This window comes from Streptomyces tendae (assembly GCF_014650435.1).
GTDB classification, from domain to species: domain Bacteria; phylum Actinomycetota; class Actinomycetes; order Streptomycetales; family Streptomycetaceae; genus Streptomyces; species Streptomyces tendae.
Genome location: NZ_BMUY01000034.1, coordinates 1 through 14,962, shown reverse-complemented (window position 1 = coordinate 14,962; position 14,962 = coordinate 1). Strand labels below are relative to the sequence as shown.

Here is a 14,962-nt window from a genome sequence, read left to right as displayed (position 1 = left end):
TCCAGGACGGCACCTTCGCCAAGAACTGGATGGACGAGTACCACGGCGGTCTGAAGAAGTACAACGAGTACAAGAAGCAGGACTCCGAGCACCTCCTGGAGACCACTGGCAAGGAGCTGCGCAAGCTCATGAGCTGGGTCGACGAAGAGGCCTGAGCGACGAGTCCCTTCGGTCCCTCACCAAGGGCTCCGGGTACGGATGCCGTGGGCGTCCAGCCAGCCCAGAACGTAGTCGGCGACCACCCGCCAGCCGCTGTCGACGACCATGGAGTGGCCGCGGTCCGGAAACTGCTTGAGATCGGACGTGGCCCGGGAGTCGCCGTACAGCTTGTACACCGCGCGGGTCACGGAGTCTGGGACCATGCGGTCCTCCTGTCCGGACACCAGCAGCAGCGGCCCGCGCGCCGCGTTGCCGGTGTCCGCGAAGGCCCTGGGGTGGCGGGCCGGGCCGCCGTAGCCGAGGTCGGTGAACAGGCGGCGCGGCGCGGGCACCACGTAGCGCTCGAAGAGCCTGCCGGACTCCTGCGGTCCGACCGCGTTGGCGAAGACGTGCCGGAACTGCTCGCGCGGCAGGGACACCAGCCGCCCGTACCCGCTCGCCGGGTCCCCGGAACCCGGGGTCCACAGGCGGGCGGGCGCGGGCGTTAAGGGAACGTCGTTGATCGGGGCCGACGCGATCGCCACCGCCGCCCTGCCCAGATTCGCGCCGATGAGATGCTGCGCGACGAGACCGCCGACCTCGTGCCCGACGAGCACCGGCGAGTGGTCGAACGACCGCACAATCCGCCCGTAGTGGCGTGTGAGGGCGTCCAGCCCGACCTCCCCGAACGCATCGGGCCGCTCGCGCATCTCCCCCACCGTCTCCGGTTCGCCGGGCCACCCGGGAGCGTACGGGGTGAAGCCCCGGCTGGTGAACCGCTCGGCCCACGACTCCCACGACAGCGCGTGCAGCCACGCGCCATGGATGAAGACGACGGGAGTACGGTTCACGGCTGAGCCCTCCGAGCGTGGGTGAGCACCCGACATCGACAGGCGGGCGACTACTCCAGGGTCGTCCAGGCCCGGCCCGCCCGGAACAGTCGAATGACTCAATGCTCCGGGCGGCCCGCTTGCCGCCCGAGCCGCCCCCGGCGGACCGTTGCCCACCGCTCGGCGATGACGGGGCCGCTTCTCACCGTCAACTGACTGATGCGCCCCTGATACCCGCCGGACGAGAGTGTGTGACGCCCGCCCCCCGCCACACGGAAGGAAATCCCGTCATGAGCGGTGACCGACCCGGTGTACGGGCCCATCGAACGGCGCCCCGGGAGCTTCCCCCGCTGTCGTTGGACATCCACCGGATGCTGGACGCCTTCGCCCGGCACACCGTGCAGGCCGAGTTCCGGTTCGACACCAGGGCTCCCCTGATGGTGTCCGTGACGTTCCTCGTCGAAGGCGCTCCCTGCATCACCTGGCGCATCGGCCGCGACCTGCTCTACCAGGGGCTGTTCTGGATGAGTGGCCTCGGCGACGTCCAGGTGTGGCCGGCCCATCTGGACGAGCGGGCCACGGCGTGGCTGCGACTGGACTCCTATGACCTGACGGCACTGTTCGAGGTGCCCGTTCCCCCGCTGGCCAAGTGGCTGGAGCGCTCCTACGAACTGGTCCCCGCCGGGGCGGAGATGGACGGGCTGGATTGGGACGACGTCATCGCGGGCCTGCTCCGGGCCCCTGGGACCCCGTCCGGCTGAGCAAGGACGGTACGGGGCGCCGCCCCACCGACGCACAACGGCAGTTCACTGGTACGACGAAGGGTTTCAAATGATCAACAGGCGTACGTTCAGCAAGGCCGTCGGTCTGGGCACGGGCGCGGCGGCGGTCTCGCTGGCCGGCCTGACGTCGGCGTCCGCGGCCCCGGCGACCGGGCCGGGTGGCGGGCGTCCGGTGCCGACCGTGCCCGCGGTCGCCCCGGGCACCCACACCTCCTTCGGGCGGATCAAGCACGTCCGCGCCGGTGTCCTCAACGTCGGCTACGCCGAGGCGGGGCCCGCTCACGGCCCCGTCGTCATCTGCCTGCACGGCTGGCCGTACGACATCCACAGCTTCGTCGACGTCGCTCCCCTCCTCGCCGACCAGGGCTACCGCGTCATCGTCCCCTACCTCCGCGGACACGGCCCCACCCGCTTCCTGTCCGCACGTACCTTCCGCAACGCCCAGCAGTCCGCCATCGCCCTCGACATCATCGCCCTGATGGACGCCCTCAAGATCGAGAAGGCCGTGCTCGCCGGCTTCGACTGGGGCTCGCGCACCGCCGACATCATCGCCGCCCTGTGGCCCCGCCGCGTCAAGGCCCTCGTCTCGGTGAGCGGCTACATCATCACCAACGTCGACGCCCAGAAGGCACCCATCGCCCCGCAAGCGGAACACACCTGGTGGTACCAGTACTACTTCGCCACCGAACGCGGCCGCGCCGCCATGGAGGACGACAGGTACCGCCCCGAACTGTGCCGCGTGGTCTGGGATCTCGTCTCCCCCACCTGGAACTTCGACGACGCCACCTTCGCGCGCACCGCCAAGGCCTTCGAGAACCCGGACTACCCCGACATCGTCATCCACAACTACCGCTGGCGCCTTGGCCTGGCCGACGGCGAACACCGCTACGACCGCTACGAGAAGCGCCTCTTCGCGGGTCCCCCCATCCACACCCCCACCGTCACCCTCGACGCCGAACTCGACCCCTTCACCCCGCCCCCCGGCGACGGCTCCTCCTACCGCGACCACTTCACCGGGCCCTACGACCACCGCACCCTCAAGGGCATCGGCCACAACCTCCCCCAGGAAGCCCCCACCGCCTTCGCCCAGGCCGTCGTCGACGCCGACCACCTCTGACCCCGACCGCCCGCCGTTCGGGCCCGCCCCGGCCCGCGGGCCGCTCACGGAAGGCATCGCCCCGCTGATGAACGAAGTCCTGTGGAACCGTCTGACCGCCGCCCAACTGCGCGAGCTGGCGGCACGCGACGCGGTCGTGCTGCTGCCCGTGGGGGCCACCGAACAGCACGGGCCGCACCTGCCCACCGGTGTGGACGACCTCCTTGCCGCAGAGGTCTCCCGCCGGGCCGCCCTCGTCGCCGCCGAACACACCAGGGTGGTGGTGACGCCGTCCGTCTGGTCGGGACTGTCGGAGCACCACATCGCCTTCGGGGGCACCTTCACGGTGTCCCTGTCCACGCTGCACGCCCTGCTGCGCGACATCTGCCGGTCCATTGTGCGGGCGGGTTTCTCCCGCATCCTGATCGTCAACGGTCACGGCGGGAACATGACCGCCCTCAACGCCCTGACGACCGAACTGACGGTGGAGCTGTCCGTCCCCCTCGCCTGCACGAGCTACTTCACCGCCGGCCGGGAGACGGTGCAGCGCACCCTCGAGACCCAGCCCGGTCTGATGCACGCCTGTGAGGGCGAGACCTCTCTGATGATGGCTGCCTTCCCCGAGTTGGTGCGCACCGAGAACCTCGACTCCGCCCGGGGACCGGAGATCACCCTGCCCGCGGAGTCGACCGACCCGGTGTACCTGGCCGTGCCCTTCGACCGGATCACCGAGTCCGGCGTGGCGGGCGACGCCCGTGCGGCGAGTGCGGAGAAGGGCGAACGGCTCCTGGCGGGCTGCGCGCAGGCTCTGGCCGACATCGTCCTCGGCGATCCCTGGCACAAGGCCGTGAACCCTGGGAGGGTCCCGGCCCGTTGACCCAGTGGAGACTCCTGTCGCCGGGGCGTTGATTGGCTGGGCCCCGGCGACGGAGAAGGAGCGGTCGTCCTCACACACTTCCCCCGATGTGCGGGCGACCGCTTCTGCACGTCGACACACACCCGCAGATCCCCGTGACGAGAGCGAGACTGCTCACATGATCAGCAGGCGAACACTCACCCAGGCGATGACCACGGCGGCGGCCGCCGGATTCGGCGGCATCCTCACGGGCGGCGCCCCGGCCGCCGCCACCGCCGCCGATGCGACGGCCGAAGGAGGGCAGGGCAAGACCGGCGGGCGGGCCCGGGCACTGGGTCCGGTACGGCACGTACGTACGCATCTGCTGGACATTGCCTATCACGAGGTCGGCCCCGCCGACGGCACGCCCGTCGTCCTCAGCCACGGCTGGCCGTTCGACCCCGTCGGGTCCTACGGAGAAGTGGCCCCCGCCCTGGCCCGGCAGGGCTACCGCTGCCTCGTCCCCTACCTGCGGGGGCACGGTGGGACCCGGTTCCGGCGCGGGGAGACGTTCCGCTCCGGCCAGCAGGGCGCACTCGGCGCCGACCACGTCGCGTTCCTGGACGCGCTCGGGATCCGCCGGGCCCTGTTCGCCGGCTACGACTGGGGCGGGCGCGCCGCCAACGTCGTCGCGGCCCTGTGGCCGGAACGCTGCCTCGCCCTGGTCTCGGTGAACAACTACCTCATCCAGAACATCGCCACCGCCCAACAGCCCCTGGCACCGTCCCTGGAGAACGGCTACTGGTACTTCTTCTACTTCCTGACCGAGCGCGGGCGTGCGGGCCTTGACCAGAACCGGAAGGAACTGGCCCGGGTCGTCTGGCATCGCAACTCGCCCGAGTGGCAGTTCACCGAGGCCGAACTCGACCGGGCGGCCACCCTGTGGACAAACCCCGACTACGTGGACGTCGTGATCCACAGCTACCGCCACCGGCTTGGCGCCGCGCCCGGCGACCCCCGGTACGACGACATCGAGGCGCAGCTCGCCGAGCAGCCGCCGATCACCGTGCCGACCGTGACCCTCGACGGCCAGGCCGACGGGGTCACCCCGTGGACCGACGGATCCTCCTCGGCCGTCCACTTCCCGGGCGCCCGAGTGCACCACGTGGTCCCCGGGGCAGGACACAACCTCCCTCAGGAACGCCCGGACGCCTTCGTCTCCGCGGTCTTGGAGGCCGCCGCGCTCTCCTGACGTCCGACACCCGGCGGAGATACGTGTCCGCCTCCGCCTGCCGGGACACCAACCTCTTCCGTCACTGCTTCAAGTGGTGATTTCCCTTGCCTTTCTCGGCGTCACCTGTCAAAGTGGTGACGCAGGGAGGGGTTCCCCCTCCCACCGGGTCGGCCACGCCACCGACACCCGCACCGCCCCGCGCGGCGGACACAAAGGAGGAAACAACGTGAAGAGCAGCAACCCGATCTTCTCCCGGCAGGGCTTCGAGCGCCACGACGGCCGGGCGGACGCCACCGAACGGGAGGCCGTCGCCACCGGCGCCCAGCGGACCGACCTCTCGGTCAACCCCTTTGCCGCGGACGGCAATCAGAGCCCCGTCAAGGACGGGACCGGTACCGCCGAGGGCGTGATGACAATCGACGACGTCGTCGTCCGCACCGCGACCACGCTGGGCACCGTGGCGGTGGCCGCCGTCCTGTCCTGGGTGCTGCTTCCGGTGGACGAGGCGAACATCAGCCGGTCGTACGGCATCGCCGTCGGCGCCGCCCTGGCCGCCTTCGTCCTCTCACTCGTCCAGACCTTCAAGCGTCGCCCCTCCCCCGCACTGATCCTCGGATACGCAGCACTGGAAGGCGTGTTCCTCGGCGTCATCTCCAGTGCCACGTCGACCTACATCGCGCCGGGCGTGGTCGTGCAGGCCGTCCTGGGCACCTTCGCGGTATCCGCGGGTGTCCTGATCGCGTACCGGATGCGCTGGATCCGCGTCACCCGGAGGTTCTACGGGTTCGTACTCGCCGCCGCGACCGGCTTCCTGATCCTCATGGTGGCCAACCTGCTCTTCTCCGCCTTCGGGGCGGGCAACGGCCTCGGTTTCGACAGCGGCGCCCTCGGCGTCGTCTTCGGAATCGCCGGCATCCTGCTCGGCGCCTGCTTCCTCGCCCTGGACTTCAAGCAGATCGAGGACGGGATCGCCTACGGTGCCCCGCGCGAGGAGGCGTGGCTGGCGGCCTTCGGCCTCACCCTGACGCTGGTGTGGATCTACCTGGAGGCGCTGCGCGTCCTGTCCATCCTGAACAGCGACGACTGACGGGGGCGCGCGTGGCCCGGCGGCAGTGAACCTTCGCCGAGACCGCGAACGTCCTGATGACAGCAGCGCGACCACACCGCGGAACGGCACCACGCACGACTCGAGGACCAGCCGGCACCGCCGATCGGAGAGACAGACATGAGCCCGCAACAGCAACAGTGCCCGATCGCGCATGACCAGGTGGCCCTGAACGGCGCCTTCAAGGCGAACGCACCGGCCCAGTACGCCCGGCTGCGGGCCCTTGGCCCCGTTCACCGGGCCGAATTCCACGGGGGCCTGACCGGCTGGGTGGTCGTCGGCCACGACTTGGCCCGCGAGGCCCTGACCCACCCGGCGCTGCTCAAGGACACCGCCCCCGCCGCCGAGCAGCTCACCGCCGCCGGATATACCCTCAGCCAGCCCGGCGTCGGCCTCGTCGACCACATGCTCGACGCCGATCCGCCGAGGCACACCCGGCTGCGCCGCCTGGTGGCGGGCGCCTTCACACCCCGGCGCACGGCACAGCTGGCGCCGCGCATCGAGCGGATCGCCCACGACCTGCTCGACGCCCTGCCGCCCACCGGCGAGACGGACCTCGTGGAGGCGTTCAACGCCCCGCTGCCGGTCACGGTCATCGCCGAGCTCCTGGGCATCCCGCAGGAACACCGCGAGGACTTCCGCACCTGGTCCACCCACGCCCTGCAGGTGGCCTCGCCCGACCACCGCTCCTCGCTGGTCGGCCTGCGCGGACTGCTGCGCGACCTCGTCCAGGCCAAACGGCGCGCTCCCGAGGACGACCTGCTGTCCGCGCTGGTCCAGGCCCACGACCAGGAGGACGGCCAGCTCTCCGAGGACGAACTGGTCGGCACGTCGATGCTGCTCATCGTCGCCGGACACGAGACCACCGTGAACCTCCTGGGCAACGCCACCCTGGCCCTGCTGCAACACCCGGGCCAGCTCCGGCTGCTGCGCGAGCAGCCCGACCTGCTGCCCGGCGCGGTCGAGGAGTTCCTGCGCCACGACACCTCCGTAGAGCGCTCCACCAACCGCTACGCGGCCGAGGACATCGAGCTGGGCGGCGTGACGATCCCGCGGGGCAGCGTCGTCACCGTCGCCCTCGGCTCCGCCAGCCACGGTGCCTCCGAGGCCCGGGGCGAGGACCCAATGGTGCTCGACGTGACCCGCCCCAACGCCCGCCACCTGGCCTTCGGCCACGGCATCCACTACTGCCTCGGCGCCCCCCTGGCCCGCCTGGAGGCCACCATCGCCCTGGGCACCCTGCTCTCCCGCGTGCCCGAACTGGAACTGGCCGTCTCCCCGGACTCCCTCGCGTGGATCCCCTCCGGCATGATGCGCGGCCTGGTGTCCCTGCCGGTGCGCTACACCCGCAGCCGTGGGGAAAGGCCGTGAAGAACCCCGACTCCAAGAGGGAGCCGCCCCGGCTCCGCCGCGTCCACCTCCCCGGGACTGTGCCGCAGCCCCCGGCGCCCGACCCGTCCACGGGCGACGAAGAGGAGCTGCCGGGCACGGACACATACACAGACACCGGCACGGAGCCGGCTTCCGAAGCCGCCGGATGAGGTGACGTCGCGTCAGCCCGTTCCGATACCGTGGAGCAGGGTGTCGACGACCACGTCCGCCGCCTGCGCGGGGCTCAGGTCGGGCAGTTGCCTGGACACCAGGTGCATGAGCTCGGGCAGCAGCACGCTCGCCCAGCCCTGCGGAAGCCCGGGGCGCAGCAGGCTTTCGTCGGTGGCGCGTTGGAGGAAGAGGTCCACCTCGTGGGCGGCCGCGTCACGGCGGGCGCGGACACTCTCGTCGGCGAGCATGCGCGCGAGATCGACCGGCCAGGTGCGGTTCACCCCGATGATGTTCTCCACGTACCGGTGCAGAGCCACCGCGACCGGAGCCTCCCGCAGCCGCGCATCCTCCACCGCCCCCTCGATCGCCGTCAGACGAGCCTCGTAGATGGCCGCGAGCAACTCCTCGCGCGAGGCGAAACGCCGGTAGACGGTACGCCGGTCCACACCCGCCTGCGCCGCGATACTCGCGATGCTCGCGCCCGGATCCCCGGCAAGCATCCGCGCACCCGTAGTCAGAACGGCTTCCAGATTGCGTGCTGCGTCGGCTCTCACGGCATCGATTCTAGTGGCGAACTGTGCAGCCTGAGCCGCTTAGAGCACCACGGGTGTGAAGCACTAATTTTTAACTGCTACATTGAAGTGACAGATAAGTCGGATAGTGCCTACCAACTGAGACACGACCGTCCCGCCCGGTCGGCACCCCGCCCCATCACTTCCGGAAAGGCACGTCCGATGCCGAAGGCACAGCAGTCCGCGTCACCCGGGGCGGGAGGAGTGGCCGCCGCCATGAGCGCCCTGATCCTTGCGGTGCTCCTGGCGGCCCTGGACCAGACGATCGTCTCTACGGCGCTGCCGCGGATAGCGCAGGACCTGAACGGGTTCGACGACATCGCGTGGGTCAGTGCCGCGTATCTCCTCGCGTCGACGGCGGCGACTCCGCTGTGGGGCAAGCTCGGCGACATGTTCGGCCGCAAGCGGCTGTACCTGGTCTCGACCACGATCTTCCTGATCGCCTCTGTGGCCTGCGGCCTGGCACAGAACCTGCCCGAGCTGATCGGCGCCCGGGTACTGCAGGGCGTGGGCGGCGGTGGCATGATCGTACTGACCTTCGCACTGGTCGGTGACATCGTCGCCCCGGGCGAACGCGGCCGCTACCAGGGCATGTTCGGCTCGGTGTACGGCGTCGCCAGCATCGTCGGCCCTCTGCTGGGCGGGGTCTTCACCGACCAGCTCTCCTGGCGGTGGGCCTTCCTCATCAACCTGCCGGTCGGCGCCGTCGCCCTGGTCGTCGCCGCGCGTGCGCTGCCGTCGGTCGCCAGGCGGGCCCAGGCCCGCGTCGACTACCTGGGCTCCCTGATCCTGGCCTCGATCGCCACCGGCCTGGTCCTGGTCACGTCCTTCGGCGAGCGCTGGGGCTGGGACTCACCGGCCATCATCGGTCTGACCGTCGTCACCGTCGCGCTGGCCGTCCTGCTGGTGCCCGTGGAGCGGCGCGCCGCCGCGCCCGTGCTGCCGCCGGCCATGTTCGCCTCCCGGACCGTCGTCTTCTCCTCGCTGATCGGGTTCGTCGCCAACGCGGCCATGTTCGCCGTCCTGGTCTACCTGCCCACCTACCTCCAGATCGTCCACGGGGTCTCCGCCACCCTCTCGGGTGTGCACCTGCTGCCCCTGGTCGTCGGTCTGGTCGTCAGCCAGTCCCTGGCCGGCCGCTGGGCCGCGCATGCCGGCCTGCTGCGTCCAATCCTGCTCGTCGGCCTGCTCGCCAACCTCGCCGGGCTGATCCTGCTGAGCACGATCGGGGCCGGCACCGGCACGCTCGTCCTGAGCGTCTACTTCCTAGTCACCGGAATCGGCGTCGGCATGGTGCCCATGGTGGTGCTGACCACCGTCCAGAACAGCGTGCCCACCGCCGACCTCGGTGCCGCCAGTGCCATGGTCACCTTCGCCCGCTCCATCGGCGCAGCCTTCGGTGTCGCCGTCTTCGGCACCCTGCTCAGCAACGGCTTCGCCGACCGCACCCGGGGCCTGCCGACCGCCGGCGGCTTCGACGCCGCCCGCCCCGACACCATTGCCCGCCTTCCGGCGGGCTCGCGCGAGACCGCGCTGGACGCCTTCGCCCACGCCACGGCCGCCGGGTACCTCTGGATCGCCCCCGCCCTCGCCGTTGGCATCCTCCTCGCCTTCTTCCTCAGGCCGTCGCGCAGGGCGGCCGAGGAGGCGAGCGCCGGGGACGGCCCCTCCGCTCAGGCTCCGACACCGCGCAAAAACGTGTCGACCACGAGGTCCGCCGCCTGACCCGGGCCGAGATGCGCCTGCCGGTGCGAGGCCAGGTTGATCAGCTCGGGCAGCAGCACGCTCGCCCAGCCCTGCGGAAGCCCGGGGCGCAGCAGGCTTTCGTCGGTGGCGCGTTGGAGGAAGAGGTCCACCTCGTGGGCGGCCGCGTCACGGCGGGCGCGGACACTCTCGTCGGCGAGCATGCGCGCGAGATCGACCGGCCAGGTGCGGTTCACCCCGATGATGTTCTCCACGTACCGGTGCAGAGCCACCGCGACCGGAGCCTCCCGCAGCCGCGCATCCTCCACCGCCCCCTCGATCGCCGTCAGACGAGCCTCGTAGATGGCCGCGAGCAACTCCTCGCGCGAGGCGAAACGCCGGTAGACGGTACGCCGGTCCACACCCGCCTGCGCCGCGATACTCGCGATGCTCGCGCCCGGATCCCCGGCAAGCATCCGCGCACCCGTAGTCAGAACGGCTTCCAGATTGCGTGCTGCGTCGGCTCTCATTCCCTAAGGGTAACTCCGATGGGGAATATTCATGCGCTAGAACCACATTCTTGTGTACATAGCTAATACAACTGCTACAGTAAAGTGACAGTTCATGAGGCGGTCGGCGAAGGCCGCAGAAGGAACACGAAAGAGGGAACGCACATGATCACCTACGACCGGCTCTTCATCGGTGGCTCCTGGGTGGAGCCGAGCGACCCGGAGCTGCTCGACATCGCCTCGCCCCACGACCGGTCGGTGGTCGGCCGCGCGGCGCAGGCAAAGCCGGCGGACGTCGACCGCGCGCTCGCCGCGGCCCGCGCCTCCTTCGAGGCGGGTGTGTGGCGTTCGACGCCTCCGGCGCAACGGGTCGCGGTCCTGCGGCGGTTCAACGCCCTGCGCGAGGAGAACGCGGAGAAGGCCGCCCACCTGATCTCCCTGGAGAACGGTTCGGCCGGATGGTTCACCCGGGCCGGACAGCCCGGCCTGACCAGGCAGGCCAACGCCTACCTCAAGGCGGCCGAGGAGTTCGCCTGGGAGGAGACCCTGGTCCCCACCGACCCGGCGTCCCCGACGCGCAGCGTGGTGCGCCGCGAGGCGGTCGGTGTGGTGGCCGCGGTCATCCCGTGGAACTCGCCGTTCTCCGCGGCCACGTCGAAGATCATCCCGGCCCTGCTCGCTGGCAACTCCGTGGTCCTCAAGATCTCCCCGGAGAACTCACTGAGCCTGAACTTCCTGGCCGAACTGCTGGAGCGGTCCGGTCTGCCCGAGGGCGTCATCAGCGTCCTGCCCGCGGACCGGGAGACCAGTGAGTACCTGGTGTCCCACCCCGAGGTCGACAAGATCGCCTTCACCGGTTCGACGCGGGCCGGCCGGCGCATCGCCTCGATCGCGGGCGAGCGGCTCAAGCGGGTCAGCCTGGAGCTGGGCGGCAAGTCCGCCGCCGTCATCCTGCCGGACGCCGACATCGAGAAGGCCGTCGCGGGCCTGAAGTTCGGCTCGCTACTCAACAACGGTGAGGCGTGTATCGCGCAGACCAGGATCCTGGCCCCGCGCAGTCGGTACGAGGAGGTCGTAACCGCGCTCAAGGAGCTGGTGGAGTCGCTCAAGGTGGGCGACCCGAACGACCCCGACACCTTCATCGGCCCGATGATCCGCCCCGACCAGCAGGAGCGGGTGCGCTACTACATCCGGCTCGGCATCGACGAGGGCGCCCGCCTGGTCACCGGCGGCCCGCAGGTCCCCGAGGGCCTGGAGAAGGGCAACTACGTCACGCCCACCCTGTTCGCCGACGTCGACAACTCCATGCGGATCGCCCAGGAGGAGATCTTCGGGCCGGTCCTGGTCGTCATCGCCTACGAAGACGAGGACGAGGCCGTCCGCATCGCCAACGACTCCGAGTACGGTCTCTCCGGCGGTGTCTGGTCCTGCGACGAGGCCCACGCCGTGGACGTCGCCCGTCGCATCCGCACCGGCACCGTCACGGTCAACGGCGCCTCCGTCGCCTTCGACGGCCCGTTCGGCGGCTTCAAGGCCAGCGGCATCGGGCGCGAGTACGGCGCGGTCGGCCTCGGCACCTACACCGAGTACAAGACCATCACCGTGTGAGCGACGGCCGGGAACGACGGAGCCGCTCCGGACGAGCGGAGCGGCACGAGAGGGCTGACCGACGGGGACGCGTCTGCGCCGGACGGATCGCGAGATGGCGTGTGACGGTGACTGGTTGAGGCAGTGGGTCGTTGCGTGATCGTGAGCGCTGTGAATGATCAGGCGAGCGACGTGGTCTTTGCCGAGCTGGCGGGTGCCTATTGGCTGGACGGCGTGGGCTGGGGTTGCCAGGGGTGTCGCATGCTGCCGGCGTCGCGGAAGGTATGGGGACACGACAGCGGACGGGGTCTTGCTGATCGGCTGGCGAGGTGGCGGAAGGTCATGATGCCGTTGACGGTCCTCACGATCGTGGCCTCTGTCGTCGTGGGGGCGCTTGTGTGAACGCCTGCCGGTGTGATCTGTGCTGTGCGGGTGGTGGACAGCACATGTCGTGTTGTGAGCCGGTGAATGCTCAGGGCGACAGCTAGTCTGCTGTTCTGTGGCCGTGTCCGCGGTGGCCCGAGTGGGGGTGGACAGCTGATGGCGGGGCTGTGGCGGAAGGTGCTGTCCGTTCTCTGCGACGACAGCGTCGACCAGCGTGAGCGTGAACGGATTCTTGCTTCCGGCGCCGCTCGGTTGGCCGCAGTACGGGCGTCGGGCGGTGGGATGGCGACAGCTGAGGACGTCGTGCGTATCGCCATGGAGGAGTTCGCGGTACTGCTGGACACCAGCACGGCCCGGGCGGCCCTGCGCGAGTGCCACGATTGCGAATGGTGACGGTCTCGGTCGGTATGCGTTAGCCCGGTATGACCACGATGACGATCGGGTTCACGACCGGCTTCGTCGCGCAGGACCGTGGCGGTGTGGTTCGCCACGCCGGTGCGGCGGCAGAGCCGATCTTTGACGAGCTGGCCCGCTGTTGGGAGGCATTCGGGCGTATGGTCCCTGGCCGGCCAGATCCCGAATGGGATCACCTCGTGGGACCATGGGCCAGGTCACGGTCGGTGATCGCCCAGGACGGTGCACCGCCAGAAGGGTGACGGACCGCTGACCGGATCGTTGTGCCTGTGCAGCACATACGCCCACGTGTCCGGTGGTTCCCGGCGCCTCTCCGCGCCGGTGGGGAGCCGCCGGTCGCCGGCTGGGCCGCGCTGTCGCGCCAGGCGGGGCGTCACCGCTCGGCTCGGGCCGACTGTGGATGCGTCGGACGGGTGCCAGGGCGCATGCTGGACGTTGTGGACGAGGCGCCGATTGTGGTGGAGCGGCCCTGCTGGAGCGGCGGCCGACGGGGGACCTGCCGCCGCTCCGACCTGGAGATGGTCCTTGGCGTCGCCCATTCCGACCACGACTTGGTGGCTTTTCTGGAGTCCGCCGGGCTGCAGGACCCGGATAAAGTGCTTGACGATCCGCAGTGGGTGCGGTGGCAAGGGGCCCCAGCCCATCAATGGAATGCGGCATGACCGGTCGGAGACACCGCCTGCTGCGGGGACACGTCCAGCCTCAACGCGGGGTGAGTTTTAGCCGTTCACGACGCTCTGTCATCGTGTGCTCCCGCAGAGATTTCCAGAAACAGATCTCGATGGTGTGAGGATGCTGCGGAGTTTCCGGGGTAACTGGGGTGGGCACTGCTCGGCGCTTCGGAACATGCCTGATCGTCAGGTCCGCTGTCAGAGGAGACTCCGGAGCTCAGCCAAATGGGCACCATCCCAACACCAATGGAATAGGGTCTCCCTTAACGGGTGGCTGGCAGCACCCGCCCATGCCATAGCCAAGGGGGGCCATCTGTGCCACGCAGAGTAAGTGAAGCCGACGCCGTCGAAGCGATGCTGGCACGGGGCGCTCGCCCAGTTGAACCGTTCCCGGGAACTCAACTGCCCTGGAAGTGCCTCTGCCTGACCTGCAACGAGGTGAGCTCGCCCCGCTACAACGACGTCGTCAATAAGGGGACGGGAGTCTGCAGCAAGACCTGCCGGTCACACAAGATCGCAGCAAAGCTCCTTCGCGACGGAGCGGAGGCCTGCGCGATCATGCTTAAGTGGGGTTGGGACCCACTGGTGGACTACCCGGGTGCGGGCAAGGGGTGGCCGTCCCGATGCAGCCACTGCGGGGTCATCAAGTCCAAGAAGTTGGCGCATGTGCAGAAGGGCCGCGCCGGCTGCACCAACTGCGCTGGACGGGACGTCAGCGACGAGCTCGCGCGGAAAACCATGACTGAGGCCGATCTGGAGCCGTTGGTCGAGTACCCCGGATCACTTCAGCCCTGGTTGTGTCGCTGCATGCGCTGCGGACACGTAGGAACTCCGACGTATGCAAAAGTCCGCACCCGCGGGCATCAATGTTGGTCATGCCGCTCCGAGAAGATCGCAAACGCGCTGCGACTCGACGAGGAGGAAGCCATCGCCAGTATGTTGGAGAAGGCACTCGATCCGCTCGTGCCCTATCCGGGCAGCACTGACCTCCCCTGGAAAGCTCGCTGTATGAAGTGCGAGACGGTCCTGGACCCAGGCCCGAAACTGCACAACATCCGTGGTTTGCAGGGAGGGTGCGCGGCTTGCGCAGAACGCGGCATCGACCCCACGAAGCCCGGCTATCTCTACCTCGTGGTCCACGACGGCCACCAAGCACTCAAGTGGGGCATTGCCAACATCGATCAGAGGCTGACCCAGCATGTTTCCCAAGGCTGGAAGCTCATCGCTCGTTGGAACTTCGGCCTCACCCGGGATGCATGGGCGTTCGAACGTCAGATCAAGGCCTGGGTCCGGGGACAAGGCGTCCCGAAAGCGTTGACCGCCGATCAGATGAAGTACGGCGGTCACACAGAGACCGCCTACCACGCCGACATACGCTTGGCACTTGTCCAGGCCTACATCGTGTCCTTGACCGGCCGTGACCCCGAACCGCCCCAGGCGACGTAGCCCGGAGGAGCCGCCCTCCAGCTCGCGACACCCCAGTGCCCCCCCCCGTTATCTTCTTCGCGGTCCTGCAAGAGGGCCGCTGGCCTCCGGGCCCGGCATGACTGTTCCCCCCTGTCGAACGGATGACCTGGGGG

At 69.5% G+C, this 14,962-nt stretch carries 13 protein-coding genes and 1 pseudogene; 11 read left to right on the top strand and 3 right to left on the bottom strand.

Annotated features, from left to right (window positions below):
• Positions 1 to 155: pseudogene (locus tag IE258_RS39830) on the top strand (ketol-acid reductoisomerase); the annotation flags it as partial.
• 21 nt (positions 156 to 176) lie between these two features.
• Here IE258_RS39830 and IE258_RS39825 read toward each other — a convergent pair.
• Complete coding sequence (locus IE258_RS39825; RefSeq protein WP_189750673.1) at positions 177 to 989, bottom strand: alpha/beta hydrolase; 813 nt, start codon at positions 987 to 989, stop codon at positions 177 to 179.
• A gap of 269 nt (positions 990 to 1,258) precedes the next feature.
• On the opposite strand from IE258_RS39825, the gene IE258_RS39820 reads away from it, so the two are divergent.
• The 6 genes from IE258_RS39820 to IE258_RS39795 all read left to right on the top strand — a co-directional run bounded on the left by IE258_RS39820 (position 1,259) and on the right by IE258_RS39795 (position 7,391).
• Positions 1,259 to 1,729, top strand: a complete 471-nt coding sequence (locus IE258_RS39820; RefSeq protein WP_189750672.1) for an SsgA family sporulation/cell division regulator — start codon at positions 1,259 to 1,261, stop codon at positions 1,727 to 1,729.
• Positions 1,730 to 1,799: 70 nt separating this feature from the next.
• The gene (locus tag IE258_RS39815) at positions 1,800 to 2,867 is read left to right on the top strand and encodes an alpha/beta fold hydrolase (RefSeq protein WP_189750671.1); all 1,068 of its coding nucleotides are present in this window, start codon (positions 1,800 to 1,802) and stop codon (positions 2,865 to 2,867) included.
• A gap of 67 nt (positions 2,868 to 2,934) precedes the next feature.
• The gene (locus tag IE258_RS39810; RefSeq protein WP_189750670.1) at positions 2,935 to 3,723 is read left to right on the top strand and encodes a creatininase family protein; all 789 of its coding nucleotides are present in this window, start codon (positions 2,935 to 2,937) and stop codon (positions 3,721 to 3,723) included.
• A 157-nt stretch (positions 3,724 to 3,880) separates the two neighbouring features.
• A complete protein-coding gene (locus IE258_RS39805; RefSeq protein WP_189750669.1) occupies positions 3,881 to 4,933 on the top strand; it encodes an alpha/beta fold hydrolase in 1,053 nt (350 codons plus the stop codon).
• Positions 4,934 to 5,141: 208 nt separating this feature from the next.
• On the top strand, positions 5,142 to 6,002 hold the full coding sequence (locus tag IE258_RS39800) for a Bax inhibitor-1/YccA family protein (protein ID WP_189750668.1): 861 nt from the start codon (positions 5,142 to 5,144) through the stop codon (positions 6,000 to 6,002).
• A 138-nt stretch (positions 6,003 to 6,140) separates the two neighbouring features.
• A complete protein-coding gene (locus tag IE258_RS39795) occupies positions 6,141 to 7,391 on the top strand; it encodes a cytochrome P450 family protein (RefSeq protein ID WP_189750667.1) in 1,251 nt (416 codons plus the stop codon).
• A 182-nt stretch (positions 7,392 to 7,573) separates the two neighbouring features.
• Here IE258_RS39795 and IE258_RS39790 read toward each other — a convergent pair whose 3' ends face one another.
• Entirely contained in the window at positions 7,574 to 8,062 is a 489-nt protein-coding gene (locus IE258_RS39790; RefSeq protein ID WP_189750676.1) for a TetR/AcrR family transcriptional regulator, read from the bottom strand.
• Positions 8,063 to 8,350: 288 nt separating this feature from the next.
• On the opposite strand from IE258_RS39790, the gene IE258_RS39785 reads away from it, so the two are divergent.
• Entirely contained in the window at positions 8,351 to 9,859 is a 1,509-nt protein-coding gene (locus tag IE258_RS39785) for an MDR family MFS transporter (RefSeq protein WP_229892741.1), read from the top strand.
• Here the strand turns inward: IE258_RS39785 and IE258_RS39780 are convergent.
• Positions 9,808 to 10,293, bottom strand: a complete 486-nt coding sequence (locus IE258_RS39780) for a TetR/AcrR family transcriptional regulator (RefSeq protein ID WP_189750675.1) — start codon at positions 10,291 to 10,293, stop codon at positions 9,808 to 9,810. The genes IE258_RS39785 and IE258_RS39780 overlap by 52 nt on opposite strands.
• A 198-nt stretch (positions 10,294 to 10,491) precedes the next feature.
• Between IE258_RS39780 and IE258_RS39775 the strand changes: the two genes are divergently transcribed.
• The 3 genes from IE258_RS39775 to IE258_RS39765 all read left to right on the top strand — a co-directional run bounded on the left by IE258_RS39775 (position 10,492) and on the right by IE258_RS39765 (position 14,828).
• Complete coding sequence (locus IE258_RS39775; RefSeq protein ID WP_189750665.1) at positions 10,492 to 11,934, top strand: aldehyde dehydrogenase; 1,443 nt, start codon at positions 10,492 to 10,494, stop codon at positions 11,932 to 11,934.
• 1,202 nt (positions 11,935 to 13,136) lie between these two features.
• Positions 13,137 to 13,373, top strand: a complete 237-nt coding sequence (locus IE258_RS39770; protein ID WP_229892739.1) for a hypothetical protein — start codon at positions 13,137 to 13,139, stop codon at positions 13,371 to 13,373.
• Positions 13,374 to 13,820: 447 nt separating this feature from the next.
• The gene (locus IE258_RS39765; protein ID WP_189750664.1) at positions 13,821 to 14,828 is read left to right on the top strand and encodes a hypothetical protein; all 1,008 of its coding nucleotides are present in this window, start codon (positions 13,821 to 13,823) and stop codon (positions 14,826 to 14,828) included.
• Positions 14,829 to 14,962: the final 134 nt, after the last annotated feature.

Coding starts and splice junctions, on each gene's coding strand:
- IE258_RS39820 (WP_189750672.1), top strand. CDS start 1,259: ATGAGCGGTGACCGACCCGGTGTACGGGCCCATCGAACGGCGCCCCGG.
- IE258_RS39815 (WP_189750671.1), top strand. CDS start 1,800: ATGATCAACAGGCGTACGTTCAGCAAGGCCGTCGGTCTGGGCACGGGC.
- IE258_RS39810 (WP_189750670.1), top strand. CDS start 2,935: ATGAACGAAGTCCTGTGGAACCGTCTGACCGCCGCCCAACTGCGCGAG.
- IE258_RS39805 (WP_189750669.1), top strand. CDS start 3,881: ATGATCAGCAGGCGAACACTCACCCAGGCGATGACCACGGCGGCGGCC.
- IE258_RS39795 (WP_189750667.1), top strand. CDS start 6,141: ATGAGCCCGCAACAGCAACAGTGCCCGATCGCGCATGACCAGGTGGCC.
- IE258_RS39790 (WP_189750676.1), bottom strand. CDS start 8,062: ATGCTTGCCGGGGATCCGGGCGCGAGCATCGCGAGTATCGCGGCGCAG.
- IE258_RS39785 (WP_229892741.1), top strand. CDS start 8,351: ATGAGCGCCCTGATCCTTGCGGTGCTCCTGGCGGCCCTGGACCAGACG.
- IE258_RS39780 (WP_189750675.1), bottom strand. CDS start 10,293: ATGCTTGCCGGGGATCCGGGCGCGAGCATCGCGAGTATCGCGGCGCAG.
- IE258_RS39775 (WP_189750665.1), top strand. CDS start 10,492: ATGATCACCTACGACCGGCTCTTCATCGGTGGCTCCTGGGTGGAGCCG.
- IE258_RS39770 (WP_229892739.1), top strand. CDS start 13,137: ATGCTGGACGTTGTGGACGAGGCGCCGATTGTGGTGGAGCGGCCCTGC.